The following is a 26349-nucleotide window of genomic DNA, read 5'->3' as shown; positions in this document are numbered from 1 at the left end:
ACGTTTAAGCGGGCAAAGGTAGGTAATTACAGCGTCTTTGAAGCGTGATTAACAAAAGAGTAATAACTCGTGCAGGAGTCATCAATACGCCAGGCAATTGCCCCTCTTTCGGGGAGAATTGCCATCTCTCAGCGTGGCAAATTACTCCAGGATAGCGCAAGAAGGTTCATGGTTACCAGCGAGGCATAAAAGAAGAAGCGAGTCCGGCACTAATGCCAGGCTCGCTTCGATATCGCGATCTATTAATGAATAATTTGAAAACTAATTCTTATAGAACGAAGATCTTAAAGGTTCATTTCCCGCTACCTGAACGGCAATCCAATACTGCCCTGCCGGTAAGTTCTGCACGTTGATACCGGCGCTTTCTACCCGGCCTTTTTTCACGGTGGTACCTGCTGACGAAGTAATGGTGAATGTGCTTCCGTTTGCAACATTGACAAAGAGCACCGACGTTGCGGGATTGGGCTTAACGGTAAGCAATCCCGCGTTCCTCAGGTTCACAGATATCACCGGGGAATATTTCACCTTGCCATCTAAATCGTATTGGGCGAGGCGGTAGCTAGTTTTACCTTCACCAAGATTAGCATCGGTAAAGGAGTAGGTATTCGCGGCGGTCGAATTTCCCCTGCCATCTACCCTTCCTATGGCCGAAAAAGCTAACCCATCACCGCTTTTTTCAATGCTGAAGTAGTCATTATTAAGTTCTGTTGCGGTACTCCATTGTATAACGGCTTTCCTATCCTTTACTGTGGCGGTAAAAGATTTCAGGCTTACCGGAAGGTTTGTGGTGTAGGTAATGGTTAATACCGGGCGTTGTGCAGCCAGGGTACTGTTGCGGGAAATAAACCTTTTAACCGAAGCTGAAAGGTTTTCGTCGGAAGAAACCAGAGCCCAGCCGAAATTGCCTGCCGGGTTGTTAATCCAGCTTTGAACATCTGCAACCACTCCGGCACCCGTAAACGCTACGGCGGTCATCGCACGAATGTTTGCGGCTACAGGCGTGCTGCCCGATGAAGTTGCCGAATAGGTACCACCCGGCGTAGCCCAAGGGGTAGCAGGAAACAATCTCTGGAGCCATGTAGCGTCGCCTGTGGTAGCAGGTGCGCCAGAGGTTTCCAGTTCCGCGGCGTCGGAGGTGCCTTCACCCCAATCTGCAGAAACCCTTCGAAGCTCTACACTGGTAGCCCCGCCGGCGCTACGATTGGTATAAACGGTTAATGTAGCCGAGCTGATAACAGCATTTGCCGGAATAGTGCCCAGGTTAAAGTGTACTAAAGCTCTTTGAACAGAGTTGTTGTTTGCTGCAGCATTTCTGCCGACAAACAGGTATTCACCTGCGCCATTACTGTTGCCGGTGAATGCAGAAAATATGGTGTTGTCTTTATCGGCTGTAAGCACAACATTTGCCTGGCAAAAACCGGCAACAGAGAAGATCAGAGCGAGAACAGTCAGGTAACTTTTTTTCATTATTATGGGGTTGAATATTCCAATGTACTAATATTTTGGCTCTTCAAACAGCCATCAAAAGCTTTACGTTTAGGCTAATCGAAAATGCCAACTTGTTTTATTCATGTACAACAAAGGTGTGTGCCACGGCCGTGCCAACAGGTGAAACCCGCGCATGTAATAACAGAACGTAGCTTAACTAAGAAGGGTTGCTTCAATAAGCGAGATTAAATTCTCCGGATGATATTGATAATAAGGGTCAGCAGAAGGCTCAACAGGATCATGGTGGTAATTGGCATGTATAACCGAAAGTTTTCCTTTTCAATCCTGATGTCTCCCGGCAGTTTACCAAACCACCCAAGTTTATTGGCAAATAAATACACCAGGACGCCTGCAACAACAATTACCATCCCGGCGATGATCATATATTTACCTGTTTGCTGGTTCACTTTCTAAAGTTACATCAACCTTATGCCCGCGCCTTGTACATTTGTTCTTTTATTTAGACTTCTATAAAACGATTATCAATGCCACGTAGTTTCATTGCAGGAGTAGGAAGATACGTTCCCGAGCAGGTACTAACAAATGAGGACCTGAAACGGTATATGGATACCAGTGATGAATGGATCCAGGAGCGGACGGGCATCAGGGAGCGACACTTTGCAGATCGCACTTCCGAAACCACTACCACAATGGGTGTAAAAGCGGCGCAGATGGCCCTTGATCGCGCTGGTCTGACTGCGCAGGAGATCGACTTCATTGTATTTGCTACGCTGAGTCCCGACTACTATTTTCCGGGATGCGGGGTACTGGTGCAACGTGAATTGAAAATGCGGGAAGTGGGCGCACTTGATGTCAGGAACCAGTGTAGTGGCTTTCTATATGCGCTTAGTGTGGCGGATCAGTTTATAAAAACAGGGATGTACCGCAACATTCTTGTAATCGGGAGTGAAAAACACTCTTTCGGTCTTGACATGAGCACCCGGGGGAGAAATGTTAGTGTGATCTTTGGTGACGGAGCCGGTGCTGTTGTGCTGAAGCCAACAGAAGCGGATGGGCATGGTATTTTAAGTACGCACCTGCACAGCGATGGCGAAAGTGCCGAATTGTTGGCAATGTTCAACCCCGGCACGCATGCTAATCATTGGACCAGGGAGAACCCGGTAGCCGATTTCGATGAGGCGGAAATTGCCGGGATGTTTATGAGCCACGAGATGATCGATAAAGCACAAAATTTTCCCTTTATGGATGGCCAGGCAGTATTCAAGAAGGCCGTAGCGAAATTTCCGGAAGTTATAAATGAAGCGCTTGCTGCGAACGGGCTTGTTGCAAGCGATATCGATATGTTGATCCCCCACCAGGCTAACCTTCGTATCAGCCAGATGATCCAGAAACTAATGCGGTTACCCGACAATAAGGTTTACAACAATATTCAACGGTACGGCAATACAACTGCTGCAAGTATTCCGATTGCCCTTTGTGAGGCATGGGAAGAAGGCAAAATAAATAGCGGGAATCTTGTTTGCCTGGCCGCGTTTGGCAGCGGTTTCACCTGGGCAAGTTCGTTAATTCGATGGTAATTATGTAATTACAAATAACAAGGGGTAATTATTACATGATGTTTGCCATCGCTAAACCAGTACCATATGAAAAGAGTCTTTTTTATCGTTTGCTTCCTTGCCTTTGTTGCAGTTTATGCACAATCAGGAAAATACATTATCGTTTCTATTTTGAAACAAAGCATCAGTGCCCCGGTAGAAGGTGACAATGGTGCCAAAGTGCTTAATGTTCATGCAAATACCCGGTTAACCGAACATCTCAAAATACTTAATGGCAGATACCAGGATGAGAAAGAATGGAAGCGCTCTTTTGAGTTATTTGACTCCACCGATAAGGCTGTTCTTAAGATCCCCGCTGTAAACCAGTCAGCATACCAGGTTACCATCAAACAACTGCGATCGCAACTCAGAAAGGGAGCGGTGTACTCCTTATATACCATCGCGCTTCCTAAGGATCCGGATCTCGCGGCAAGGGTACGCGTACGAAGAGTCCTTGTTTGCAAGATCAATATGAAATAATCAAGCATGAAGAGAAGACTGGTTTACCTGATCAACCCTATTTCGGGTACGGTAAAAAAGGATCCGGTAAAATACCTGATTGAAACAAAGACACAGGAAGCACAACTTGAGTATGATATCATTCCTACAAACCCCGCAGGAGATTATGAGTTCTTAAAGGATATTATTCACAGCAGGAAGATTACCGATGTAGTTATGGTTGGTGGCGATGGAACAGTAAACCAGGTAGTATCGGCATTAAAGGATGAGCATGTCAAATTCGGAATTATACCGGCAGGAAGTGGTAATGGACTTGCGTATTCAGCCGGCATCCCTAAAAATCCTGCAAAGGCATTACATGTAATCTTTAGTAACCATGCCCAAAAAGTTGATGCCTTTAAGATCAACTCTTCTTTTAGTTGTATGCTGAGCGGACTTGGCTTTGACGCACAAGTGGCACATGATTTTGCAAATAAAGCATCAAGAGGATTGTTTACCTACACTCAGCAAAGCCTGTTTCAATACTTCAAAGCACAACCTTACCAGTTTGAGATTATTATTGACAATTTTTCCTTTTACAGCGATGCTTTTTTTATCAGTATTGCAAACAGCAATCAATTTGGGAACAACTTCACTATTGCCCCAAAGGCAAACCTGTCCGACGGTCTGCTGGATATTGTAGTTGTTCAGAAAATGAATAAGGCCAGACTCCCGTTTGCTATCCTTCGGCAGATCAGGGGCAATAACAAGCTTCAGCAGTTGGTAGATGATATCACCAGTAAAAACATTCTGTATTTTCAAACACCTTCCCTTACTATCAAAAATCTAAAGCTCGCACCATTCCACGTTGACGGTGAACCAAGGCCAACAGAAAATGAATTCAACGTTGAAATTATCAAGGATTGCTTTACGCTACTTCAGCCTGAATAAGCATCCATCCACCTCAGATGATCATATTAAGATCACTGAACAATGAACTGTGTTTACAAGCAAGACTTCCAGGTGACCCCTTCCGAACAGCCCACGCTTCCAGGTGGTAATCATGCTATCAACCGGTTTAAACGTCCAGGGCGCATTGCTATCGCTTATCATTTTGCAGTGCTGGTTTGAAGTGAAAGCGGTTCAGGACGTTCGGCGGCACGTGATCCTTCGGGTTGTCTTTCAGGAAAGATAATGTGAAAAGTGCTCCCAATCGTGGGTTCAGACTCGGCGTAGATGTCGCCATGGTGATTGGCAACAATTTTCTTGCAAATCGCCAGACCGATACCTGAACCGGGGTAAGCGTTTTTTCCGTAAAGCCGTTGAAACATTTCAAATATTCTTGAGGCTTGTGCCTGTTCGAAGCCGATACCATTATCACGAACAACGATATGGTAATAGTTTTCAGAATTTGGTAAGCCGTTATATAATAGTTTTTCTGCCTTGCTTACCTGTTCGCATGTGATCGTAATATGTGCTTGAATGCCGGGCTTGGAAAATTTTAGCGCATTGCCGATCAGGTTATAAAAAAGTTGGTTGAGCTGAAATCTAACTCCTTCTACTTCGGGCAGATTGTCCGCTTTAACTACTGCATTCTTTTCGATTATCATCAATTCGTAGTCGGCTTTAATATTGTCGACCAGTTCAGTCAGGCTGATTTTTTCTACCTGCTCTTCATGATGGACCAATTTCGTAAAATCAAGTAAGTCAGTAATAAACGTCTGCATCCGTTTTGAAGTTGCAACGATCTTATCAATATGGTCTTTCCCTTTGTTTTCAAGCTGGCCACTCGACTGGATCATGTTTGCGAACGTGGAGATCTTACGCAGCGGTTCGCGAAGATCATGTGAAGCAATAAATGCAAACTGTTCCATTTCGTTGGAGTACTCTGACATCTTCTTTTCCGCCTGCTTACGCTTTTTATCAATGTTGTTTAAAACGACTGCCTCGCGCCATATCAAAAGCAGGAAAATAACCGTGCTGATAAACACCTGTATACTAACGCCAAAACCGGTGTTATAAAGCCCCAATCTTTCTCCATGAAACCTGAGAAAACCAAGCGAAAAAGGAACGAGGATAACATATGGTAACAGCTTCCGCGAAGAATAGCCGCCCAGATCATTTGATGTGAACGGTCGCAGTAGCGCATTATCTGCATGCAAAAACAACATGCATAGGGTTACCAGCATAAAGCAAAAGGTTGTATGCAGTGCCATCAACGGAAACGGGCGCATGGTTAAGATGTCGTTGTTGCCAATAGAGTACCCGAATAGTGTGATGAAGGACAACATGAAAATGGTGAAAAGAGGAGCGAGGATCAGATTGTTCTTGTGGCGGGAACTGCTTCCTGAGACCAGCATAGATATTCCCAGAAGTGCAAAATTTACGGACGCAGCAGGCGACATTTTTGCAGAGAAGTTCGCGTTGATTAGCGGCGTACTTTGGTTGAAACCGAAGTACATGTTTAATACTTTGAATGTGCCAACAAATAACAGGTAGAAAGCAAGCAGGGTGAAGAGAAACTTTGGAATGCGAGCGGCAGATTGTCGCATTAGCAACCAGCAGGCTACGCAAATAAATCCGGTTGCGGTTAATGGGTTCATCGGCACCAAACGCGGGTGGATGCTCTTCAGGAAAGAAATATTGACAAGCCAGCCAATTAATACGGCAATGGCAATTGCAAGTACGGCATACGCAGCGTACCGGATGTACAGGTAGAATACTTGGTTTTTCACAGCTATGGATTATAGGTGGTTATTCATTTTCAATGAACTGCGATTTAAGGTTAATCAACGATCAGTTCACTAAAGATGTACAAGGCCGAAATTCCGCTTACGCTTAAGCTCTTCTTATCGCATTAACCATCCGGTGAAACAAGCTGCGGAGCAGTCCCAAAACTTGCCAGGACTATGCTATTAGCGGTAAAAAAAGCCCAGGTTCACATGAACTTATACCCCCGCTCAAGATAGTGCATTTCTGAAAGCTTTGTTAACGTTCTCCTTACTTTTATACGCCAAGGCAGATGTCCTGAAGTCGAACGCATGGCTGGCCAAAATGATACCCGGAAATCTTCCTGCAAACTGTAACCCAGGCTGACCTGTTCTGGCAGGCATTCTTCTTAAACATAGCTCTGCGGCAAGTCCGGGCATTGGCCAGCATCGGCTTACGGTGTTGGTGTATAAACTAATTACCGGCATGTGTGCTTTTTCCAACTTAAGCGTGCAAGCGACTTACTCCCGGTTTTAAATGTCAAACCTGGTTCGGGGTATAGTAAAGCCACAATTAAGTTATATAAGAGATGGCGCAGTTTTTACCATCATTGTAAAGTTGTACTTACAGGGGTTCCGGCAAATCGCCAGGCAGTACCCCAGACAAAAAGCAGCGGTTTACCTGCTTAAAGAATGACAAACCATAATTGTATCTTCATGATCTACAGAATACTTCTAAAAATGCCAATATGAAAAAAGTATACTCATTACTTTGTTTGCTCCTGATATGTCTCGCGGCAACCTCGCAGTCTTATACCGGGCAAACTAAAATCAACAAAATTTCCAAGATGGCGATCATAAACGAGTTGCCCTTTAATGCCGACGTTACAGAAGATGCAATCAAAAAAAGGATGAGCCAACTTGGACTATCGGCAAAAAAGGACAACGGCTACCTGGTATTCAAAAATGTAAGCTTGCCGGAACTGGGACCGGCGACTTATAACCTCTACTTTAAGTCGGAACGAAAAAGTAAGAAGGAAGATGAAAGTGCTTTGTTGTACATGTTGATCAGTGACTCATACGACTCCTTCATTAGCGAAAGCAGCGATCCTGAATTGATCAGTAATGGCAAGCGATTTCTGAACACTTTCAATACCCCTGCAGCGGGTATAGCAATTGAAAACGATATTAGAACCCAGGAAGAAGGCTTGAAGAAAGCCGAAAAGCGGTATAATAATGCTGTGGATGAAGGCCGTAGCCTGGAGGAAAAACGAAGAAAGATAGACCGGGATATTGAAGAAAACCGAAAAGACCAGGAGCAAAAGAAAGTAGAACTGGAAAGACAAAGACAGGCATTTGAAGCGGCAAGAAGTAAAAGGGCTTTATAAACCGGTTGCTTCTACTTCGTTGTTTTGCAAACCTATTACTATGAGAAAGCTTTTGTTGGTTCGTCATGCAAAAAGTAGCTGGGATGTTTCGGTACCCAAAGACTTTGACAGATCCCTAAACGACCGGGGCAACCGGGATGCACCCGAAATGGCGAAAAGAATTCTAAAGCGGGACGTTGAAATTGATGCTTTGATTTCAAGCCCGGCAAAACGGGCGTTTAGCACAGCTGTGTATTTTGCCGAGGCTTACGGCATTAAAGAGAAACAGATCATTAAAGTACCTTCTTTATACGAAGCGGGGGTTGAACAATTCTATGATACCATAAAGGACCTTGACAATGACCTGAAAACAGTTGTATTGTGCTCTCACAACCCCGGGATTACAGACTTTGTTAACCTGCTAACCGGAACGCACATAGATAACATGCCGACCTGCGGAATCTTTGCGGTAAAAGCCCCTATAAAAAAGTGGAAAGATTTCAGGGAGGCCGAAAAGGAGTTTTGGTTTTTTGACTACCCTAAACTTCATCTGTAGACCAACAAGATGGTTCCCGATCAGGACTTTGGTTGTGCTTCTCCATTTTTCTTCCTGGTGATATTTACCAGGTAAACCCCTGTAAATATCAGCACGGCAGCAGCCAGCTTTTTAAGCGTGAACTCCTCGCCAAGAAAAAATATCGCCACAAGCGCAGCAAAGAGTGGCTGGGTATAAATATAAGTTCCCGTCGCGGAGGCACCGAGCTCCTTTATACCGTAGATATTAAACAGGTAAGCAATAAAGGTGGCACCAACAACAACAAATGCCAGTGACACCCAAGCGGGCGTTGTTAGTGTGGCCCAGTTGGTTTCAAAAAACTCCGTAAAACCAAAAGGCACAATCATAAACATGCCGATGGTAAAAACCCACCTGATAACGTGTACCGGTCGATACTCCTGCATAAGGGGACGAACCAGTACCATATAGAATGCGTAGGAGATGGCATTTACTAAAATGTAAACGTCTCCCAATAATATGTTTGCCGCGTCGCCCGAACTTTCTTTAACCGCAAGTAGGAGCAATGCCCCTGCTACACCCATTAACAAACCACCGATCTTGTATATGCCAAGTCCCTCTTTTAGCAACCAGGCAGCAATAAGGGTAATGAAAATGGGAGAAGCAAGCGTTAACAGCGCCGCATGAATAGACGTGGTAAGCGACAGCCCTTTGATGAAGAGCAACTGGTTTAGCGCAACTCCCGTAATCGCACAAAGTACAAACCGGCCCACGTGCCTGCGTTGAATACCCGGCGAAGAAGGTTTCATCAGGTAAAGGCTCCACAACAAAGCAACACTAACCACAATTCGTACAACGTTTAAGGCAAATGGTTTTACGAACCCCGGCGTGACGTATTTTACGATACTGTAATTGGCGCCAAATATCAGGTTGGCGGCCAGCACTGCAGCATGTGCTTTTTGTTTCGAATTCACCCTTTTATTTTAAGCCCGCAAAGGTAACCGATGCGTACCCGTTAGCCGTGCAGATTACTTACAAATTCGTTTATTACCAATTTGTATTCCTCCATGTTGATGTCCGGCAAACAATACGGGAAAGTCTCCGCTGCTGAAAGTGCAGCCTGAAGCTTAAACTGGTGCTGAGTTGTTGTGTAACACCAGTACTGACTTTTCAAATGTTCAGCCAGGTACTCCTGTTCCGTTTGGCCGGGTGTAGGAATGAGGATGGCGCGTTTTTTCATTTTGATGATGTCCATAACTGTCGTATAGCCACTACGGCTAATGATCATCCCGCTTTGCTCAAAAGCCAGCGACAGTTCTGTTGCCGGCAGGTGATTGAAGATACTCACCTGGTTAAAAGACCCAAGTTGCGGCGCATTACCCGGCAAACCCCGAACAAACAGCACCCTGCCGCGGAACGTTTTCAGGTCTTCAAGCAACGTCGCTTCCAGGAAGGATCGCTGCGGTTCAGGGCCGGATATGATCACCATCACGTCATAAAGAACTGTTGTAGCACCGGTTAGTTGTAAGCGGCTAATCCCCCCAAGATACCGGAGTTTTATCCGGGGTAATCTTCGCGGATGCGAAAGTGAACCGGCAAGGTTGATGGGCCCGGCCACGTCGGGTATCCAACAAAAAGCATATTGGTTAATGAACATATAATTTCCAACCTGAACCAACCTTTTTACCAGCAAAGGTGTTCTTATAGACAGCTGATGGGTTATAAAAACAGAAGGGATTTTGCGGTGCCAAAAGCCATAACGATTGTCGGATATGATGGCACTAATATTGTGTTTTTTTGTTATAGATCGAAGCAGTAGGTGCTCTGAAATTATCGCCTTGATGATCTTTGGTACCTGGAACAAAATTTTAGTTGCAAACCAACGTTTGCTCTTAGTATAACGAATGTTGTAACCTTCCAGGTTAATGTATTGGTGATTTGGGAACTCGGATAGAAAAAATTGTTTCTGCATTCCACTTGTTGCAATCATCACTTCAAATCCAAGGTTTGTGAAATGTTGTATGATGGGAACACACCGGGATGCATGTCCCAAACCCCAGTCAAGCGCGGCGACCAGGACTTTACTGTTAAATTTTTCGGTCAATTCAGATTAGCTTAATAAATAGATATTAATTAATTATTTTCGGGAATACATTTTTATGAAAAGGATCAATCAGCTAACCATCTTATTGTTTTTTGTTGCCACCGTAACTTTCTCGGGCTGTAGTGTTCTTGGTAAGTCAAACGCTAAAAAAGCTTGCGGATGTCCGTCCAGAAAATCAGTAGGGTAAGTGCTTTGAACAAATAACCATTGCAAAGATTTTCGTATGAAATCATCAAAAAGAGACCTCTTAGTTCTGTCCAAAAAAGTTGCGCTTGATCCTCGTGAGCTTGAACATGAGGTTGAAATGCTACATGAGATTTTGTTCAATACAGAAACGATGACCAACTTCTGCACCGCCAACGAAATCATCGACGTAAACCGCTACCGGATCATCAGCAAGCCTCACCTGATTGAAAAGCTGATCAGGCAGCCGTCGTTAAAGCCATTTGTATTTATTTGCAACAAGAACTAGTATTTTGTTCCTCCCTTTTATTCAGATCTGACTTCTTTATACACTGGTCTTCACAAACCAGGTTCTTTCTGGGTTTTATTGAATTATCACTTTCAGGTATCAATCATTTTTAAGCCCGTCCAAGGCATTTTTCAGGTTCGAAAGCATATTATCAATCTCCTCTTTGATACAAGTGCCTACGCTGAGTCGGTACCATGTTGAGTCACGGCTTGCACCGAACGCATAAAACGGTACCACCGCAATCTTTGCTTCTCCAAGAATGTAAGAAGTTACGTCTGCCTGGGTTTCAAGCACGGCACCATCAGGCTTTCTTTGCCCCGTGAGATCTAGTTGGATGGTCAGGTAAATAGCAGCCTGTGGTGTTATCGCGTCTACTTTATAACCCATCTTCCTGAGGACCATAAATCCGTCGTAAATACGTCGTAATCTTTCCTCCACCTCTAATTTAAAATTAGCCAGGTATGCGTTGATCTCCGGGGTTTTCTTAAGGTACACAGCAGTGGCTTTCTGTTCAGCCATTGGGCTCCATGCGCCGAGGTGGCTGAGTATCGCCTTCATCTTAGCGATAATGGTTGCCGGGCCAAACGACCACCCCAGCCGCAGACCGGTAGCAGAGAATGCTTTTGAGATACCGTCGACAAATACGGTGTAATCCCGCATTTCAGGGCGCAGACTTACAGGATCATAGTGCCTGATTTCCCCATATGTAAGCACACTATAAATCTGGTCGTACAGTACATATAACTTTTTTCCGGTGCCCCGCTTTGCATTTTCTGCAATCACCAGGTCGCAAATACGTTCAAGGTCTTCTTTTTGCAGGGTAGTGCCGGTTGGGTTTTGGGGCGAGCAGAGGCATAAGAGGGTTGCACCATCCAGGTGCGGAGCGATTTGCTCTGCAGTAGGCATAAAGTTATGTTCGGGTAATGCTTCAAGGGTGCAATGAACCCCATTGTTCATGTGCACATAATGGTTGTTGTTCCAGGATGGAACAGCATAAATGACCTTATCACCCGGATCAACGATCACCCTGAATATACAATAAATCAGCGGACGTCCGCCTGCTGCGATAAGCACTTCATTTGCCTCGTATTTCAATCCATGATAGGTATCAAGAAATCCACAGACTGCAGATCTTAATTCAGCAACACCGTCAGCGGGGGGATAATTTGTTTGGTGATTCCTGTAAGCATTGATTATTTCTTCTTCAAGTTCCCTTGGTATTGGAAATATCCTGGGATCGAAGTCTCCGATTGTAAAGTTGTAAATTTTCTCACCCTGGCGTATCCGGTCGTTTATTTGGTTGCCAAGGCTTACGATCTCGGAGCCGATTAAGGTGTCGGCTAGTTTGCTCAATATCATCAAACAAATGTAGGCTTTGCAGCTGAGAAATGGGGCCTCGTACCCGGCTACGCATACAACCAGGATGTACCCTTACTTACTCCTGTTTTTCCCGTCTTTTGATCTCCCGGGTCATTCGAAGCGTAAAGAAGAGCAGGATGGCAAGCGCAGCTGCAATCATCACCCACATCCAAATCTTGCTCAACTCCTTTTTACCGGGTTGTGCAACAGGCCCAACAGATTGTAACGGCAAAATAGGGCCTGTTCCAATTTCTATAGCTCCTTGTATACTGTCCTTAAAAAATTCCAGGTCGTATTCAGGGGCGGGAAGCAGACTATCGCCAAATACCAGGCGGTAATCATCTCCTTTTTTCAGGTAAGAAACAATACTTCGATATAGCTGCAAGGCTGTTACACTATCTATTTTCACCGGGGGGTTGTCGCCGTTGTATATCGTTAAGGTTACCAATTGCTGTTTTACTTTCAGCTCGTAGCTATTGTCTTGCCTGCTGCTTAGGTAAGCGGGTTGATGATTGAAGTGTTCAGCAGGCAAATAGATACGCCTGTTATAGAACCTGGGGCCGCTAACATGCAGCCTGATCTTGTCTATTATATATGCCTGGTCGAACCGCAGTTGCACATAGGTGTTTTTGTTACTGCTATCGTACTGTATCACTTTTGGATCAGGAACGGGGATCCAACGTGTACGTTTGATAGGTGTAGCAGCTATCGGGCTTAAGATAAATGGCACCTCCTTTCCCTGCTTGTCGAGCACACGCAAATCGCCGTAATCAAAACGGGTACGGGCCGTAATCATGGGTGAAAGCACAACCTGGTAAAAGCCATCTTTATTTACCGGCGCCAGGGAGCATGTAAACCGCTGGCGGGCATTCAAAGAGTAAGGAACAAGCAAGACAATAGCGAAACCACTAACCAACAGGCTTCTCTTCATTTTGGATAATTATCTTTTTAAGCCGTTGGTACATGAACGAAACGATAAGCAACAATACGCCAAGACAGAAGAAGGCTGCTATTTTACCTGCTACCGGTATGTTCCTTATATCAAACAGGAATAATTTGCAAAGGGTCAACAGGAACAAGGTGAGCGAAAAAATCCGAAGCGGACGAACCTTATACTTCATGCCCAGCCACATAAATCCAAAGGAACATAAGCCCCACAAAATGGGCAAGATGGTTTTTACAAAAACACGTTCAATGTCAGGAAGTGATGCAGGCCCGTTGTAGAACCAGGTCCTGATCAAATGGTTTACTTCAACGCTGGCAAGAAGTACCCCTACGCCCGATAATAACCATATACCTAAGGCAGGTTCTTTGGTGCGGGTGATTGTTTTTGAAAGAAGCTGCGCAACCCTATAAAGAACCATTAAGGTTGCTGCAACCATCAGCCAGTGCGTAACGTTGAAGTGAACCGCGGGAAGCCTCCCGCCAAATACCGACAGCTGAACATTGAAGTTTGCGCTGATTAGCAGAAGGTAGATAATTATACAACCGACCAGTAGAAACCGCGAAGAATGTTGATCCGGTTTAAGCGAGCGCTCCCTTCTTTCAAGTGTTGTAAATACAAGAACAAACAAACTTGTGTAAAATTCAAGGTACAGTAGGTAAACTCCAGTACCTGGATAATAGTAATTAAAATGGTGATTGATCTCAAATAAGCCTGCAATAAATAGCAGCACTAAGGCTAAGTACCGGAAGGTGATTGCTGTAGGGATAACTCGTCCGAATCGAAGGGCTCCGGGATCGGTGATCGCGCTTGTACGCATGAGGCGGGAAATAGCAAACGTTGCTACGCTTGCAAACAGCGTTGTAATAAAACCTTTATTGAAGATAATCGGGAGGTTTTTGGTATGGGACTGATAGATGTTGATCCAATCGAGCAAGAGGCTAAAAAGCATAACCACCCAAACCAGGAGGAACGCTGTTTCTACAATCCGGATCTTCGACTTTTGAAACAGCCATAGCAACAACACTGACTCAGCAGCCCAGAACAACGTAATGAAATTTCCCTCAAGCTGAAGCGGTGCTGTTAATGATAAAAAGGTAAGCGTTATACCAATCAGCAGGTAAAGCAGGTTCGTGTCTATCTTCCTGTTTTTGAAAAATGCATACGTTACTGCAAGATTAAAAATCGCCAGCGCGATGCTAAATAGTCCTTTGTATCCCGCCGCATGCATTTGGTACAAACAGTACAAACCGGCCGAAAAGTAAACACACGTATTTGATAAAATGATCCCGAAGTCGGAAGCAATAAATTTCTTGTGTTCCCTTACGTTATGTGCAATGTTGATGACAAAATAGAACAGGTAGAAAATGGTAGCAAACAGAAAAGCATTCCGGTAAACATTTGATGTTGTGGCGTCGGCCAGGTTGGCCAGCCAGCCCCAAAATAACAGCAGCGTAAATATAAATGCAAGTAAGTTCAACAGGCGCCAGGCCTTGAAGTAGGCCATTACCAATAGGCCGGCGTTAAGAATGATGAGGTAAATAAAAAGCGTTACGTAGTTGCCACTGCCATCGCTGACCATAAAAGGAGTAGCGAAACCGCCGATCATGGCTATGATTGCAAGCTCCTGGCGGTCGTATAATAAAGAAAGTGCAACTGCAAAGCCAGTAATGATCACCATAATGATGAAAGCAGCAGTTTGGCTAAAAAGCTGAAACTGGTGAAAAGCCAGAGCGATCGTAAAGTAGAAGATGGCAATACCACCACCCACAAGTACAGAACTGAAAGCCTTATAACTGCTACGCATAGCGTGTGCCACTGCCACAAGTATCCCACCACAAAGCATCCCCACACCAACCCGTCCAACAGGTCCGATCCAATTGTTGTCTATTGCGTATTTAACGAAGTAGGCAATTGCGAGTACAAGAATTCCGATCCCGATTTTGCTCACCAGGTTTTCGCCGATAAATTTTTCAAGGTCAGGATTACGCTCAAAGAAACCAGGCTGCGGCGTTTTCGTATGGATCGATGCTGAAGGTGGGTGAAGTACCGGTTCTTCTACACGCAGCGACATTGCACTGATCCTCTCCTGGAGATCTGCCGCTTCCATTGCTGCAACCGGCTCCTGCACCGGCCCCGGAACTGAAGGAGCGTCCACAACTTTAAAACCCGACTCCCAGTATTCTTCGGGAACTGGTGCAGCCGGGCGGGCGGGCGCTGGTGTAGCAGGCGGCACAATCACGGGCGCAGGCTCTGGCTCAACGCTTACAACGGTACGCGTTTTTCTACTTTCCTGTTCACCGGCGAAATCCTGCAGTATCCGGATTTCAGCTTCAAGTTCTTCTAACTTTTTAACCAGATCTCGTTTCATCGAAAGAATGAGCAGGAGAATAACAACAAAAAGTACGAATACGAATGCCATATAAGAGTTTGGGTTGAAACTAAAGATAGAGCAGGTACACGGCGAATGCAAGCATAAAAAAAGGGAACATCTTTCGACGTTCCCTTTCGTATAAAACTACCATGGTTGATTAACCCAGTGCTACTCTTTTGAATGCCAATACCTGTAGTTCTGAGTCGATGCTTTTCAGGTACTCGGATACTGTTTTGCCATTGTCTTTTACATACAATTGGGCAGTGAGGGTGTTCTCTTTGAAGAACGAATTCAATTTACCCTCAGCGATTTTAGCGATCATTTCTGAAGGCTTGCCTGCCATCTTCGGATCAGCTGAAATCTGTTCAGTTACAATGGCCCGCTCTCTTTCAATTACATCAGACGAAATGCTTGCTGCATCCACACCAAGCGGGTTCATAGCTGCAATCTGCATGGCGATGTCTTTACCTGCATCAGGAGCAACCCTGTTAAGTGCAACCAAAACACCCATGCGGTTTGCACCATGGATATAAGAAGCTACGTAAGGCGCGTCCAGTCTTTCGAAACGGCTGATACCGATTTTCTCACCGATTGAAGCAAGTTTGTCGTTGATAAGATCAGCGATCTTGGCCCCGTTTACGGTTACGTCGTTCAGTTCTTCCGCACTTTTTACATTGTTGCCAATTGCTGCATCAGCAATGCTGTTTGCAAAAGCAACGAAGTCGGCGTTTTTACTTACAAAGTCTGTTTCGCAGCTAACGGTAAGCACAATACCTGTTTGGTTGTCGTAAGTTGTTTTTGCAATTACAACACCCTCTTTCGCATCCCTGTCACTTCTTTTTGCAGCTACTTTCTGACCTTGTTTACGCAGCCAGTCGATAGCTGACTCAAAGTCGCCGTTTGTTTCGGTAAGCGCTTTGCGACAATCCATCATTCCTGCACCTGTAGCCTGGCGTAATTTATTAATATCAGCGGCTGTAATTGTTGCTGTTGACATGTTGAACAAATTAAAAATTAAAAATTAAAAAAGTAAAAATTCACCTCTTACCCCCGGTGAGTTCCAGGGATCAAGCTCAAAAAGATGAATAAAGTTTACCCGGTACAAGAGTGCGACGCAACGATGCTGCCACTTCAATCCAATGCCGGGAGCCAAAAAATCTTAAGAAATATAACCGGAATTAGATTAAAAAAGTTGATTGATTGACTACTGAAGAATCAACCAATCAACATTTCAACCAGTCAACTGGTTATCTTGGTCCACCACCACCCGGGCGACGGCTGGCGCCACCTGGAACACGGCGCTTAGGTTGACCACCTGGTCCGCCTGGAGCGTTGGTGTTGTTGCTGCGACCTCTTCCACCACGGGCTGCTTCACCTTCTGCTTCTGCCTGCAAACGTGCTGCTCTTTTTTCAGCCTCATTGTCGGTGTCTTCTACATCGTCGTCTTTAGCTGCCTGGCGTTCTGCAAGACCTTCGGCGATTGCCGCTGCGATATAGTTTGTGATGATTGCTACAGATTTGGTAGCATCGTCGTTAGATGGAATAGAAAAGTCAACCTTGTTAGGATCACTGTTGGTATCTACCATTCCGAATGTTGTAATGCCTAAACGTTTTGCTTCTGCAAGCGCAATGTGTTCGTGGCCTATGTCGACCAGGAATAAAGCCGCCGGAGCACGACCCAGTTGGGCAATACCACCAAGCACTTTTTCCATTTTTTCTTTATCGCGTGTAAGTGTTAAACGCTCTTTTTTAGTAAGGCTCTCTGCGCTACCATCGCTAAGCATTTTTTCGATGCTCTGCATTTTCTTTACGCTCTTACGAACGGTGTTAAAGTTGGTAAGCATACCACCAAGCCAGCGCTCGGTTACAAATGGCATGTTTACGCGCTTTGCAGCTTCTGTAACGATTTCTTTTGCCTGCTTTTTTGTAGCAACAAACATGATCTTTTTACCGCTTTTTGCAATGCTTTTCATTGCAGCTGCAGCTTCCTGCAAACCTTCTACGGTTTTATTGAGATCAATGATGTGAATACCTTTTTTTTCAGCGAAGATGTAAGGCAACATCTTTGGGTTCCACTTCTTCTTCAGGTGACCAAAGTGAACACCGGCCTCCAGAAGTTGCTGTTGAAGTGAAGTATTATTTTCCATTTTATAATTTTTTGTATCGGGATTAAAGATCGGGTGTTGTGTAAGCAGGTTGCAGGTTTGCCGCCAGCATCAATCGAAGCCGGTGGAGCACCGTTGCACCATTAACGCTTACTAAACTGGAAGCTTCTTCTTGCTTTCTTTTTACCCGGTTTTTTACGTTCAACACTTCTTGGATCACGCTTAAGTAAACCTGCAGCCTTTAGAACGGGGCGCAGTTCAGGTTCAACTTCGAGCAAAGCACGGGCAATACCCAACTTGGCAGCTTCAGCTTGTCCTTTAAGTCCGCCGCCGGTTGCATTGATTTTTACGTCAAATTTATCAGCAGCTTCGATTGCCTTAAAAGGCTGTTCTACCTGGTTTTGTAAGTAAACCAGCGGAAAATATACTTTGTAGTCCTTATCGTTAACAGTGATCTGTCCGCCACCTTTGCTTAAGAAAACCCTGGTAACGGCTTCCTTACGACGACCAACCGCATTTTTTTGTTTTTCCATTTTTATCGTATTGCGTACCCTTATGGTACTTAGAAAATGATTTTACCTGTTTCCTGAAGAAACGGAAGGTTTAGAATTTTAGTTCCTTTGGTTGCTGTGCTACGTGGGGATGCTTATCGCCTGCATATACAAACAGCTTTTTGTACATTTTACGGCCAAGGCGGTTTTTTGGAAGCATTCCTTTAACAGCCCTTTCCATGATAACTTCCGGACGACGTTTGATCAGGTCCTTGGCAATCTCTTCTTTTTTTCCTCCCGGGTAACCAGAGTAATTCAGGTAAACTTTTTCATCCATTTTGTTGCCGGTAAACTTTACTTTATCGCAATTGGTTACGATTACAAAGTCTCCACAGTCAACGTGAGGGGAGTAATACGCCTTGTTCTTTCCACGAAGAACAGCAGCGATTTTTGAACTAATGCGACCAACGGTTTGATTAGTACCGTCAACAACATACCAGTTACGTTGCACGGTAGCCTCGTTCGCATGTTTGGTTGTGAAATGTAATTTGCTCATGTTGAAATTTTTAGTGTAACCGGCGCTATCCCACCGGTTTGAAAATTGGATGGCAAAGGTAGGTGGATACATGGCAAAAACACAAATTCCTGAAGTGTTATTTTTTACTACACCGTTGTAACCACTTGATAAACAATAAAAAATTTGACTTAGTTTTTAAAACATCTGAAAACCCCAGCGCTATTTGGGGCTAAAAACGCCATCCGGGGCTAAGTTGCGCGCCTTCCCCGTGGTGCCTGAGCCAAAGAAAAAGCATTTGGTGGCACAAGCTTTTAATTTCGTACTCAATGGATACCACCCCGGCGCGTCGTTCACTTCGTATTGCGCACATTACTGATTGCCATGTATACCCAAACCCAACCGTTGTTGCTGCGATCGAAGGTATTTTTCAGCGGCTGATGCAGGCGGACGACCGCGCCGAACTCATACTCAATACCGGCGATTCGATCCTCGATGCCAACTTCGAAACGCTGCAGCAAGTAATGGCCCAATGGCAGGTGTGGACAGGGCTCGTATCCGGGCTTGACATTCCTATGTATAGCGCCCTCGGGAACCACGACATCTGGATACCCTCTTTGCTTACCCTTCCGCGTCAGCTTGGCAATCCGATGACCGGCAGCAGGATGGCCCTCAACATGCTGAAAATGGAACGGGATTATTACAGCTTCAGCAAAAACGGGTGGAAGTTTATCTGTCTGAATAGTATGAAAGGCAGGTATTCCCTTGGAAAAAAACAACTCAGGTGGCTCGAAACGGAACTTGAAGGTTGTAACGAACCGGTGTGTATCTATTCGCATGTGCCCGTGCTTTCGATTGCTTCTTTTATGTACCACCTGAAGAAAAAAAGGCTGTCACCCTTTCCGGTGCGCGAGATGCACCGTGACACATTTATATTGCAGGCATTATTCAGGCGATACCCGGTTGTTAAACTTTGTCTTGCCGGGCACGTGCACTATATCGACGATATAACGTATGGTGGTGTTCGCTACCTGTGCCAGGGTGCTGTTTGTGGCAACTGGTGGAAAGCGCCTTTGGATGAATGCCCGGCCGCTTACGCAATCATCGATTTGTTTGAAGATGGTTCAATCGAAAAACAGGTGGTATACTATTGATGCACCTGCTGAAATAAAAGTGCTTACCACCTTTGGTTTGGGTTATTTTGTACGCTGAAACTGCTTATACTTCATGTTTATCTCAGTAATTATACCTACGCGAAACCGGGCGAAAACGCTGAAGCAAACCCTGGAGGCCCTTTACAGAAATCAGCCGGCATTCGGGTTCGAGGTGGTGGTGGTCGACAATGGCTCATCCGACAATACTGCTGATGTATGCGAGATTTTCAACAACCCTACATGGAATTTTAAATACGTTTTCGACGCCGAACCGGGCCTGCTTACGGGACGGCACCATGGCGCAGCAGTGGCCGGCGGCGAAATCCTCTGTTTTCTTGACGATGATGTAGAGATCAGCGAAACCTGGTTTGGAGGCGTAGCGGAAGCTTTTTCCAATGCTGATGTTCAACTTGCTACGGGCCCGTCTTTGCCAAAATTCGAGACTCCCCCGCCCGGCTGGCTGGAGTTGTTTTGGGAAAAACATCCTTCGGGTGGCAGCTATTGCACCTGGCTCAGCTTGCTTGACCTTGGCAGCAAACCCATGAAAATTGATGCAAACTTTGTTTTTGGATTGAACTTTTGTATTCGCAAAACTGCCCTATACACATTGCAGGGCTTTCACCCCGACAACATACCTGCAACACTGCAGATGTACCAGGGAGATGGCGAAACAGGGCTTACCTCAAAAGCAAATGAGCTGGGATACCTGGCGGTTTACCATCCAAACATAAAGTTGTTTCACCTTATCGGAACGGACAGGCTTACAACCGACTACTTTAAGAAAAGGGCATTTTACCAGGGTGTGTGCAACTCATTTTCTGCAATCAGGCTTAAGCATAGTGGAAAGGGGCCGGCAGTAGTGGAAAACAACCTTGGCAGAAAGCTCGCCAGACAGGTACGTGAAGTGCTGTCAAAAACAAAAACCCTTTTGTTCCCGCAAAAGGACCGGATTTTGAGAGCGATGCTTGCGGCGGAAGAAAAACGCGGCTACACCTTTCATCAAAGGGCTTTCAGGAAAAATGCAAGTGTACAAAAATGGGTACTTAAACCCGACTACTGGGACTATAAATTACCCGCATAACGGTTGCATTACCCATCCAATTACACCCGGGATCGTTTTACGTAGGCGGGCACCCGTGGCATACCATCTGTAGCATTTGCACTTTATATCGGATTACCAGTTAATTTTTGCTTTATGTTTATTCGTTTACATCCCGATAATCCACAGGTACGGCAGCTCGCAACTATAGTCGAGTGTTTGTTAGATGGTGGTATTATCATCTACCCTACGGATACCATTTATGGGCTGGGCTGCGATATCTTTCAAAAAAAAGGAATAGAGCGGATCAGCCGGATCAAAAAGGTTGATCCTGAAAAGGCCCAGCTAAGCTTTGTGTGTTCCGACCTCAGCGATTTGAGTAAATATACCCGCAGTATTTCTACTCCACTCTACCGCACACTTAAAGAATACCTTCCCGGCCCGTACACCTTTATATTGCCCGCCAGCAAAGAGGTACCAAAAATACTGCATGGTAAAAAGAGTACAATTGGTCTGCGGATACCCGACAACAGGATCGCAAATGCCATTGTTGAAAAGCTCGACCATCCTATTCTCAGCGCATCGTTGCCCGGCGAAATGGTTGAAGAATATACCGATCCCGAGCTGATCTATGAAAACTTTAAAAACCTGGTCGACATTGTAATTGATGGCGGCCCCGGCGGGATGGTCCCTTCTACTGTTGTTGATTGCACCATTGAACCGTATGAAGTCATTCGCCAGGGATTGGGCGAATGGAGAGAAGGGTGAGATAATGATGAATTTTGAATGATGAATGATAAATCAATGTCAGTTAGGTAATTACGAATAGCGACCCGTATTTACCTTCCTTTGTCACCTTGTGCTCTAACTCTTGTATTTTTTTGCGGTTTCCTTCTTTTTACCACAAAGAACAGCCGAAGAACTTCAACACCAAGCAAGAAAAAGAATTTTCAGGATCAAAGCTGGTAGCTAACTAAACGACATTGATGATAAATGGTGGTTTAGAGCTCAGAAGAAAGGGAGCGGTTGGAAACAATTATTAATTACGTTTCAACTGGGAGGTTTTTTTGGGAGCAAGCAGCAGGAAGGCTATTTAACATCGTTGTGTCACTCACTTTTACGGCATTTCCATTATTCGGCTTGTAAAATTAAGTGCTGGCCGTGGACGACTTTTAGACTTTAGCTTTCCGGCAGTAAGGAATGCAACCCTTTCGAAGGCACTCCAGCAGCGAACCCCCTAGAGATCACCAAACTGGAAAACCCATTTTGCATTTTTAATTTTGCCTTTTAAATTGTCCTCTGCACCCCATTTTTAATTTTGAATTTTTACTTTTGACCTTTTAAAATCACATCAAAATTCCTTCCTCTTCGAAGTCGAGCGATAGCTGATGGGTGTTGATGTTAAAGCTCATGCGGTGGTACTTGCATAGGCCGTGTGCTTGAATTGCAAGCCGGTGTTCTTCGGTGCCATAACCTTTATTACTGCTCCAGTTGTACAAGGGAAACTCGTTGTGGAGACTCTTCATAAAGTCGTCGCGATAGGTTTTCGCTAAAACACTGGCGGCCGCAATTGACGAGTAAAGACCGTCTCCTTTGATAATGCATTTATGCCTTACATCATTGTAGGGTGTAAACCGGTTTCCATCGATGAGCAGGTACTTTGGTTTTCGCCTGAGGTTGTCCAACGCCAGGTGCATGGCCTTAAAAGAAGCCCTGAGTATGTTGATTTTGTCGATTTCTTCATTACACACCATGGCTACACTGTAACAAACAGCTTCCTTTTCAATTACGGGGCGCAATTCGTATCGAACTGCTTCACTGATCTGTTTGCTGTCGTTAAGGAGTGGATGGTAAAAATCGCGTGGCAGAACAACTGCGGCAGCAAACACCGGCCCGGCATAACAACCTCTGCCTGCTTCGTCGCAGCCGGCCTCAAGGTATCTTTTCTGGTAAAAGGGAAGCAACATGGTTTGTGCTACGAAATAAAATAAAATGTGTTAATGATAAACAGGAAAATTATTCACATCGGATATGGGTTAATTTTGCCCGTTAACCTGCAATATTACCGCAACTAATGTTAGTGTTACCGGAATTGCCGTTGCCGATGCTCCTGCCCGGCAAAAGCGTTAAAAGTTTCGCGTGGTAAAACCAAATTCATATAAAAGGATTTTACAAAAGAGCCAAAAATTGAATCTATGTCCGACAAACCTGTCCGAATCGTTTCTAACTGGATCCTGCTTGGAATATTTATGTTGGTTGTACAGGTACTGCTCGGCGGTATCACCCGTTTAACAGGTTCGGGTCTCTCCATTACCGAATGGAAGCCGATCATGGGGGCACTACCACCCTTAAGCGAACAGGATTGGCAGAACGCTTTTACCAAATATCAGCAGATCGCGCAATACAAGTACCTGAATACCCACTTTTCACTTTCCGATTTTAAGTTTATCTTTTTCTGGGAATGGTTTCACCGGCTTTGGGCCAGGTTGATTGGCGTAGTCTTCCTGATCCCATTTATTTACTTCATTGTTAGGAAGTACATCAAGCAGTGGATGATTGCGCCACTCGTGATCCTCTTCGTTCTTGGCGCAATGCAGGGGGCTGTGGGTTGGTTAATGGTAAAAAGCGGCCTTAATGAAAACGACTTATATGTAAGTCACATCCGGCTCGCCGCACACTTTATCGCGGCAATGATCCTGATTGGTTATGCCCTCATTTTCTGGATCAAATTAAAAGTGGACCAAAGGGAGCGTGTAGCATCCGTTGGCTTAAAGAACGGGGCAATCGCAATCCTTACTTTACTGGTGATCCAATTAATCTATGGTGCATTTATGGCTGGCTTAAAAGCCGCAGCGGTTGCCTCAACCTGGCCAACCATCAACGGAGATTGGTTGCCGCCAAATGCATTTTCGGGTAACCTTAGCACCGACCTGTTTCACAATAAAATCACCATTCACTTTATTCACCGCAACCTTGCTTACCTGGTTTCCCTGTTGATTATTGGGTGGTGGTGGGCGAGCCGGAAAGCCGGTTACTCCCGGGCGTTTAGCTTCGCGAGAAACACAACAGTGGTGCTGGTGTTTGTACAGGTTTTGCTAGGTGTTCTTGCGGTCTTAAACAGCCAACATATCACACCGGGCAGGTTTGGTGTATTTGAGTGGATGGCGCAATTACACCAATTAACCGGCATGTTGCTGTTTCTGAGCCTTACTGCCGTAGTTTATCTCACGACCTGGAAAAAGGCAGCTGTTCCTGTATCACGACAGCGTGTTATGCCGCTGGCTTAACGGGGTCAACCTCCGGAAGCGGATTTGGATTACTTTTCTTTTCAAAAAATCCCCAGAAAGGTCTAGGTCGTTTCCTGATTTTGTAATTACCGGTTATATAAGTTGCAATGTGCTCCATGGCCTCGTCGATGCTATCCGTGAGTAATACGAGTTTCAGATCGTCCTCACTTATCGTTCCCTGGGTAGCAAGGAATTGCATGTAGTTCATCAGTTCGGTATAGTACGCTTTGTCAAAAAGCACCAGCGGAAACCGGGTGATCGTTTTGGTTTGAACCAGGGTCAAGGTTTCAAAAAATTCATCCATGGTACCGAACCCTCCCGGCATAATAACAAAGGCGTATGAGTATTTCACCAGCAAGGTTTTGCGAATAAAAAAGTGGCGGAACGTATAACTTTTATGCAAGTAGGGATTTTCCTTTTGCTCAAATGGCAGTTTAATATTACAACCTACTGAGTAGCCATCATTCTCAAATGCGCCCCTGTTTGCGGCTTCCATAACTCCGGGCCCTCCCCCGGTCATTGTGGTAAAGCCAAGCTGGCTGATGCGTTTTCCAAACTCTCTTGCAGCCTCGTAATATTTGTGCCCCGGCTTAAACCTGGCGGAGCCGAAGACGGTGATACAAGGCCCTACAAAATGAAGCGCCCGGATTCCGCGGATCATTTCCCAAAATACCTCGAGCGCAAAACGGAATTCATAACTACGGCTTTTAGGTCCTTCAAGGTATTCGTCGGTTCTGCTTCCAATGATTTTTGTACTTGTTGCCATTGAATAAAGTTCGGCTAATTGGTTATAAAAATATGCTTGCGTTAACTTGCACCCCACATACCCAAATACTATGCGCATCATTTCTTACAACGTTAATGGTATAAGAAGTGCCACTAAAAAGGGCTTCATCGACTGGCTGGCGACTGATCCGGCTGATATTGTATGCCTGCAGGAAATCAAGGCAAACAAAGGCGATGTTGATGTAGCTGCAATCGAGGCATTGGGTTATGAAACTTATTGGTTTTCGGCACAGAAAAAGGGTTACAGCGGGGTGGCAATACTTACAAAAATACATCCCGACCTGGTGGTATTTGGAAATGCAATTGAACAAAGCGACTTTGAGGGTCGTGTGATCAGGGCCGACTTCGGGGAGGTTTCGGTGATTAGCGTTTACTTCCCTTCGGGCACAAGTGGAGAGATCAGGCAATCGTACAAGTATGTCTGGCTGGATGAATTCCTGGATTACCTCAATAACCTGAAAAAGAACCGTAAGCAATTGGTGGTTTGCGGTGACTACAATATTGCACACAAAGAAATTGACATACATAATCCGAAGAGCAGTAAGAAAACGACCGGTTTCCTACCTGAGGAACGTGCATGGTTCGATAAGTTTCTGCAAAACGGGTTTGTTGATGGCTTCAGGCACCTCAATAAAGAACCACACCAGTATACCTGGTGGAATGTGTTGCGCCCGTCAACACGACTGGAGAATAAAGGGTGGCGGATCGATTACATCAATGTAACCGAAAACTTAAAGGACCGTATAGCTGACGTGAAAATCTTTCCTGATGTTAAGCATAGCGATCATTGCCCCATTTACCTGGAGTTGAAGTGAAAGGAACAGTAATGATGAGATATGAGATCGATAATTGGTTGTAATTGGGTTACCCGTTGTCATCCCGAGGTACGAGGGATGTTAGCAACGACAACACATTTAGCGGGATGAAAAGCGAGTGATGAAACTTGTGGATCGTTCATCCAATTCGTTAGTCGCAACCCCTTGTCATTTTACCCTTTGCATTTTTAATTGTTTTGTTACGGCCGCGCTCAGGGGAGAAACATCCGACGGAAAGAAATGGGTTAAGATACCCTGCTCGTTTACCAGGTATTTACAAAAATTCCATTTTGGTTGCTGGTTGCTCCACCCATTTAGTAAAGCGTCTGATAGCCATTTAAATACTTCGTTTTGCCCCGATCCTTTTGTAACCTTGCTCTTTTGCATCAGGGGGAACGTTACCCCATAATTGAGTTTGCAAAAAGCCGCAATTTCCTCATCCGAGCCTTTCTCCTGGTTTTTGAAGTCATTTGACGGGAAGCCGATTATTTCCAGGCTGCCCCGGTATTGTGTATATAGCTGTTGTAATTCGTCGTACTGACCGGTAAAGCCGCAATCTGAAGCCGTATTTACCAGCAACACCTTCCTGTTGGCGAGTCCGTCGAACGAATAAGTAGTCCCGGAATTAAGTATGCCGTGCAGCTTGTAAAAGCTCACCGGCGGTGCAATCATGTTTGTATTATGATCCTTTGCAGTGTCAGCATCTCGTAATTTACCCTTGAGCATGATCAGGGGGTAAATGGTTTTCATAATGGATTGTCGGAGTGTCATTGCAAAAGGCTTTAGCCAGGTTATCGTATATAAAAGTGATCATCAGGGCAAGATCGCTTCATTC

26 protein-coding genes are annotated in these 26349 nt (G+C 45.0%); 11 read left to right on the top strand and 15 right to left on the bottom strand.

Annotated features, from left to right (window positions below; genetic code table 11):
• Nucleotides 1–261: 261 nt before the first annotated feature.
• Nucleotides 262–1467 carry a DNRLRE domain-containing protein gene (locus EXU57_RS21025; RefSeq protein WP_133270230.1) on the bottom strand — a complete coding sequence of 402 codons (1206 nt, stop codon included), beginning with the start codon at nucleotides 1465–1467 and terminating at the stop codon, nucleotides 262–264.
• Nucleotides 1468–1673: 206 nt separating this feature from the next.
• Nucleotides 1674–1895 carry a DUF2905 domain-containing protein gene (locus EXU57_RS21020; protein WP_207955558.1) on the bottom strand — a complete coding sequence of 74 codons (222 nt, stop codon included), beginning with the start codon at nucleotides 1893–1895 and terminating at the stop codon, nucleotides 1674–1676.
• Between the two features lie 78 nt (nucleotides 1896–1973).
• Between EXU57_RS21020 and EXU57_RS21015 the strand changes: the two genes are divergently transcribed.
• The 3 genes from EXU57_RS21015 (at nucleotide 1974) to EXU57_RS21005 (ending at nucleotide 4433) form a co-directional block, all read left to right on the top strand.
• The gene (locus tag EXU57_RS21015) at nucleotides 1974–3026 is read left to right on the top strand and encodes a 3-oxoacyl-ACP synthase III family protein (RefSeq protein WP_133270229.1); all 1053 of its coding nucleotides are present in this window, start codon (nucleotides 1974–1976) and stop codon (nucleotides 3024–3026) included.
• Between the two features lie 66 nt (nucleotides 3027–3092).
• The gene (locus EXU57_RS21010) at nucleotides 3093–3524 is read left to right on the top strand and encodes a hypothetical protein (protein WP_133270228.1); all 432 of its coding nucleotides are present in this window, start codon (nucleotides 3093–3095) and stop codon (nucleotides 3522–3524) included.
• A gap of 6 nt (nucleotides 3525–3530) precedes the next feature.
• The gene (locus EXU57_RS21005; RefSeq protein ID WP_133270227.1) at nucleotides 3531–4433 is read left to right on the top strand and encodes a diacylglycerol/lipid kinase family protein; all 903 of its coding nucleotides are present in this window, start codon (nucleotides 3531–3533) and stop codon (nucleotides 4431–4433) included.
• A gap of 158 nt (nucleotides 4434–4591) precedes the next feature.
• On the opposite strand, the gene EXU57_RS21000 is transcribed toward EXU57_RS21005, so the two are convergent.
• Nucleotides 4592–6217: a sensor histidine kinase gene (locus tag EXU57_RS21000; protein WP_133270226.1), complete on the bottom strand. Its 1626-nt coding sequence runs from the start codon at nucleotides 6215–6217 to the stop codon at nucleotides 4592–4594.
• A 722-nt stretch (nucleotides 6218–6939) separates the two neighbouring features.
• Between EXU57_RS21000 and EXU57_RS20995 the strand changes: the two genes are divergently transcribed.
• Both EXU57_RS20995 and EXU57_RS20990 read left to right on the top strand, forming a co-directional pair.
• Nucleotides 6940–7578 carry a hypothetical protein gene (locus EXU57_RS20995; protein ID WP_133270225.1) on the top strand — a complete coding sequence of 213 codons (639 nt, stop codon included), beginning with the start codon at nucleotides 6940–6942 and terminating at the stop codon, nucleotides 7576–7578.
• A 40-nt stretch (nucleotides 7579–7618) separates the two neighbouring features.
• Nucleotides 7619–8113 (top strand): SixA phosphatase family protein, encoded by a 495-nt coding sequence (locus EXU57_RS20990; RefSeq protein WP_133270224.1) that lies wholly within the window; start codon nucleotides 7619–7621, stop codon nucleotides 8111–8113.
• A gap of 20 nt (nucleotides 8114–8133) precedes the next feature.
• On the opposite strand, the gene EXU57_RS20985 is transcribed toward EXU57_RS20990, so the two are convergent.
• Nucleotides 8134–9045, bottom strand: a complete 912-nt coding sequence (locus EXU57_RS20985; protein WP_133270223.1) for a DMT family transporter — start codon at nucleotides 9043–9045, stop codon at nucleotides 8134–8136.
• A 41-nt stretch (nucleotides 9046–9086) separates the two neighbouring features.
• Nucleotides 9087–10175: a glycosyltransferase gene (locus EXU57_RS20980; RefSeq protein ID WP_133270222.1), complete on the bottom strand. Its 1089-nt coding sequence runs from the start codon at nucleotides 10173–10175 to the stop codon at nucleotides 9087–9089.
• Between the two features lie 223 nt (nucleotides 10176–10398).
• On the opposite strand from EXU57_RS20980, the gene EXU57_RS20975 reads away from it, so the two are divergent.
• Nucleotides 10399–10647 carry a hypothetical protein gene (locus tag EXU57_RS20975; protein ID WP_133270221.1) on the top strand — a complete coding sequence of 83 codons (249 nt, stop codon included), beginning with the start codon at nucleotides 10399–10401 and terminating at the stop codon, nucleotides 10645–10647.
• Between the two features lie 99 nt (nucleotides 10648–10746).
• On the opposite strand, the gene EXU57_RS20970 is transcribed toward EXU57_RS20975, so the two are convergent.
• From EXU57_RS20970 to rplM, 7 genes are all read right to left on the bottom strand, one after another.
• Entirely contained in the window at nucleotides 10747–12006 is a 1260-nt protein-coding gene (locus EXU57_RS20970) for a pyridoxal phosphate-dependent aminotransferase (RefSeq protein ID WP_133270220.1), read from the bottom strand.
• A 76-nt stretch (nucleotides 12007–12082) separates the two neighbouring features.
• Nucleotides 12083–12937 carry a hypothetical protein gene (locus EXU57_RS20965; protein ID WP_133270219.1) on the bottom strand — a complete coding sequence of 285 codons (855 nt, stop codon included), beginning with the start codon at nucleotides 12935–12937 and terminating at the stop codon, nucleotides 12083–12085.
• The gene (locus tag EXU57_RS20960; RefSeq protein ID WP_133270218.1) at nucleotides 12915–15371 is read right to left on the bottom strand and encodes a DUF2339 domain-containing protein; all 2457 of its coding nucleotides are present in this window, start codon (nucleotides 15369–15371) and stop codon (nucleotides 12915–12917) included. Before EXU57_RS20960 ends, EXU57_RS20965 begins: the two co-directional genes overlap by 23 nt.
• 109 nt (nucleotides 15372–15480) lie before the next feature.
• Nucleotides 15481–16320, bottom strand: a complete 840-nt coding sequence (gene tsf / locus EXU57_RS20955) for a translation elongation factor Ts (protein ID WP_133270217.1) — start codon at nucleotides 16318–16320, stop codon at nucleotides 15481–15483.
• Nucleotides 16321–16570: 250 nt separating this feature from the next.
• Nucleotides 16571–17470 carry a 30S ribosomal protein S2 gene (gene rpsB, locus EXU57_RS20950; RefSeq protein ID WP_133270216.1) on the bottom strand — a complete coding sequence of 300 codons (900 nt, stop codon included), beginning with the start codon at nucleotides 17468–17470 and terminating at the stop codon, nucleotides 16571–16573.
• A 101-nt stretch (nucleotides 17471–17571) separates the two neighbouring features.
• The gene (rpsI, locus tag EXU57_RS20945; RefSeq protein ID WP_133270215.1) at nucleotides 17572–17961 is read right to left on the bottom strand and encodes a 30S ribosomal protein S9; all 390 of its coding nucleotides are present in this window, start codon (nucleotides 17959–17961) and stop codon (nucleotides 17572–17574) included.
• A gap of 70 nt (nucleotides 17962–18031) precedes the next feature.
• A complete protein-coding gene (gene rplM / locus EXU57_RS20940) occupies nucleotides 18032–18475 on the bottom strand; it encodes a 50S ribosomal protein L13 (protein WP_133270214.1) in 444 nt (147 codons plus the stop codon).
• 287 nt (nucleotides 18476–18762) lie between these two features.
• Here rplM and EXU57_RS20935 point away from each other — a divergent pair, with 287 nt between their 5' ends.
• The 3 genes from EXU57_RS20935 to EXU57_RS20925 all read left to right on the top strand — a co-directional run bounded on the left by EXU57_RS20935 (nucleotide 18763) and on the right by EXU57_RS20925 (nucleotide 21394).
• Nucleotides 18763–19587: a metallophosphoesterase family protein gene (locus EXU57_RS20935; protein ID WP_133270213.1), complete on the top strand. Its 825-nt coding sequence runs from the start codon at nucleotides 18763–18765 to the stop codon at nucleotides 19585–19587.
• Between the two features lie 73 nt (nucleotides 19588–19660).
• A complete protein-coding gene (locus tag EXU57_RS20930; RefSeq protein WP_133270212.1) occupies nucleotides 19661–20668 on the top strand; it encodes a glycosyltransferase family 2 protein in 1008 nt (335 codons plus the stop codon).
• Between the two features lie 114 nt (nucleotides 20669–20782).
• The gene (locus tag EXU57_RS20925) at nucleotides 20783–21394 is read left to right on the top strand and encodes an L-threonylcarbamoyladenylate synthase (RefSeq protein ID WP_133270211.1); all 612 of its coding nucleotides are present in this window, start codon (nucleotides 20783–20785) and stop codon (nucleotides 21392–21394) included.
• 578 nt (nucleotides 21395–21972) lie between these two features.
• Here the strand turns inward: EXU57_RS20925 and EXU57_RS20920 are convergent.
• A complete protein-coding gene (locus EXU57_RS20920) occupies nucleotides 21973–22593 on the bottom strand; it encodes a ribonuclease HII (protein ID WP_133270210.1) in 621 nt (206 codons plus the stop codon).
• A 228-nt stretch (nucleotides 22594–22821) separates the two neighbouring features.
• Between EXU57_RS20920 and EXU57_RS20915 the strand changes: the two genes are divergently transcribed.
• Nucleotides 22822–23913 carry a COX15/CtaA family protein gene (locus tag EXU57_RS20915; RefSeq protein WP_133270209.1) on the top strand — a complete coding sequence of 364 codons (1092 nt, stop codon included), beginning with the start codon at nucleotides 22822–22824 and terminating at the stop codon, nucleotides 23911–23913.
• On the opposite strand, the gene EXU57_RS20910 is transcribed toward EXU57_RS20915, so the two are convergent.
• Nucleotides 23897–24679: a TIGR00730 family Rossman fold protein gene (locus tag EXU57_RS20910; RefSeq protein ID WP_133270208.1), complete on the bottom strand. Its 783-nt coding sequence runs from the start codon at nucleotides 24677–24679 to the stop codon at nucleotides 23897–23899. The two genes, EXU57_RS20915 and EXU57_RS20910, sit on opposite strands and share 17 nt — an antisense overlap.
• Before the next feature lie 70 nt (nucleotides 24680–24749).
• On the opposite strand from EXU57_RS20910, the gene EXU57_RS20905 reads away from it, so the two are divergent.
• Nucleotides 24750–25514: an exodeoxyribonuclease III gene (locus tag EXU57_RS20905; protein ID WP_133270207.1), complete on the top strand. Its 765-nt coding sequence runs from the start codon at nucleotides 24750–24752 to the stop codon at nucleotides 25512–25514.
• A 168-nt stretch (nucleotides 25515–25682) separates the two neighbouring features.
• On the opposite strand, the gene EXU57_RS20900 is transcribed toward EXU57_RS20905, so the two are convergent.
• Complete coding sequence (locus EXU57_RS20900) at nucleotides 25683–26264, bottom strand: glutathione peroxidase (protein ID WP_243745679.1); 582 nt, start codon at nucleotides 26262–26264, stop codon at nucleotides 25683–25685.
• Nucleotides 26265–26349 lie beyond the last annotated feature (85 nt).

The sequence above is a fragment of the Segetibacter sp. 3557_3 genome, assembly GCF_004354985.1.
In the GTDB taxonomy this organism is placed as follows: domain Bacteria; phylum Bacteroidota; class Bacteroidia; order Chitinophagales; family Chitinophagaceae; genus Segetibacter.
This window is presented reverse-complemented; position numbering and strand designations above follow the sequence as displayed.

Excerpts from the sequence above, each read along its gene's own strand:
- EXU57_RS20915 (WP_133270209.1), top strand. The coding sequence starts at position 22,822 with ATGTCCGACAAACCTGTCCGAATCGTTTCTAACTGGATCCTGCTTGGA.
- EXU57_RS20995 (WP_133270225.1), top strand. The coding sequence starts at position 6,940 with ATGAAAAAAGTATACTCATTACTTTGTTTGCTCCTGATATGTCTCGCG.
- EXU57_RS20960 (WP_133270218.1), bottom strand. The coding sequence starts at position 15,371 with ATGGCATTCGTATTCGTACTTTTTGTTGTTATTCTCCTGCTCATTCTT.
- EXU57_RS20925 (WP_133270211.1), top strand. The coding sequence starts at position 20,783 with ATGTTTATTCGTTTACATCCCGATAATCCACAGGTACGGCAGCTCGCA.
- EXU57_RS20920 (WP_133270210.1), bottom strand. The coding sequence starts at position 22,593 with ATGTTGCTTCCCTTTTACCAGAAAAGATACCTTGAGGCCGGCTGCGAC.
- EXU57_RS20905 (WP_133270207.1), top strand. The coding sequence starts at position 24,750 with ATGCGCATCATTTCTTACAACGTTAATGGTATAAGAAGTGCCACTAAA.
- EXU57_RS20910 (WP_133270208.1), bottom strand. The coding sequence starts at position 24,679 with ATGGCAACAAGTACAAAAATCATTGGAAGCAGAACCGACGAATACCTT.
- EXU57_RS20970 (WP_133270220.1), bottom strand. The coding sequence starts at position 12,006 with ATGATATTGAGCAAACTAGCCGACACCTTAATCGGCTCCGAGATCGTA.
- rplM (WP_133270214.1), bottom strand. The coding sequence starts at position 18,475 with ATGAGCAAATTACATTTCACAACCAAACATGCGAACGAGGCTACCGTG.
- EXU57_RS21015 (WP_133270229.1), top strand. The coding sequence starts at position 1,974 with ATGCCACGTAGTTTCATTGCAGGAGTAGGAAGATACGTTCCCGAGCAG.
- EXU57_RS20975 (WP_133270221.1), top strand. The coding sequence starts at position 10,399 with ATGAAATCATCAAAAAGAGACCTCTTAGTTCTGTCCAAAAAAGTTGCG.
- EXU57_RS20965 (WP_133270219.1), bottom strand. The coding sequence starts at position 12,937 with ATGAAGAGAAGCCTGTTGGTTAGTGGTTTCGCTATTGTCTTGCTTGTT.
- EXU57_RS21005 (WP_133270227.1), top strand. The coding sequence starts at position 3,531 with ATGAAGAGAAGACTGGTTTACCTGATCAACCCTATTTCGGGTACGGTA.
- EXU57_RS20990 (WP_133270224.1), top strand. The coding sequence starts at position 7,619 with ATGAGAAAGCTTTTGTTGGTTCGTCATGCAAAAAGTAGCTGGGATGTT.
- EXU57_RS21025 (WP_133270230.1), bottom strand. The coding sequence starts at position 1,467 with ATGAAAAAAAGTTACCTGACTGTTCTCGCTCTGATCTTCTCTGTTGCC.
- EXU57_RS21010 (WP_133270228.1), top strand. The coding sequence starts at position 3,093 with ATGAAAAGAGTCTTTTTTATCGTTTGCTTCCTTGCCTTTGTTGCAGTT.
- rpsB (WP_133270216.1), bottom strand. The coding sequence starts at position 17,470 with ATGGAAAATAATACTTCACTTCAACAGCAACTTCTGGAGGCCGGTGTT.
- EXU57_RS20930 (WP_133270212.1), top strand. The coding sequence starts at position 19,661 with ATGTTTATCTCAGTAATTATACCTACGCGAAACCGGGCGAAAACGCTG.
- tsf (WP_133270217.1), bottom strand. The coding sequence starts at position 16,320 with ATGTCAACAGCAACAATTACAGCCGCTGATATTAATAAATTACGCCAG.
- rpsI (WP_133270215.1), bottom strand. The coding sequence starts at position 17,961 with ATGGAAAAACAAAAAAATGCGGTTGGTCGTCGTAAGGAAGCCGTTACC.
- EXU57_RS20935 (WP_133270213.1), top strand. The coding sequence starts at position 18,763 with ATGGATACCACCCCGGCGCGTCGTTCACTTCGTATTGCGCACATTACT.
- EXU57_RS20900 (WP_243745679.1), bottom strand. The coding sequence starts at position 26,264 with ATGAAAACCATTTACCCCCTGATCATGCTCAAGGGTAAATTACGAGAT.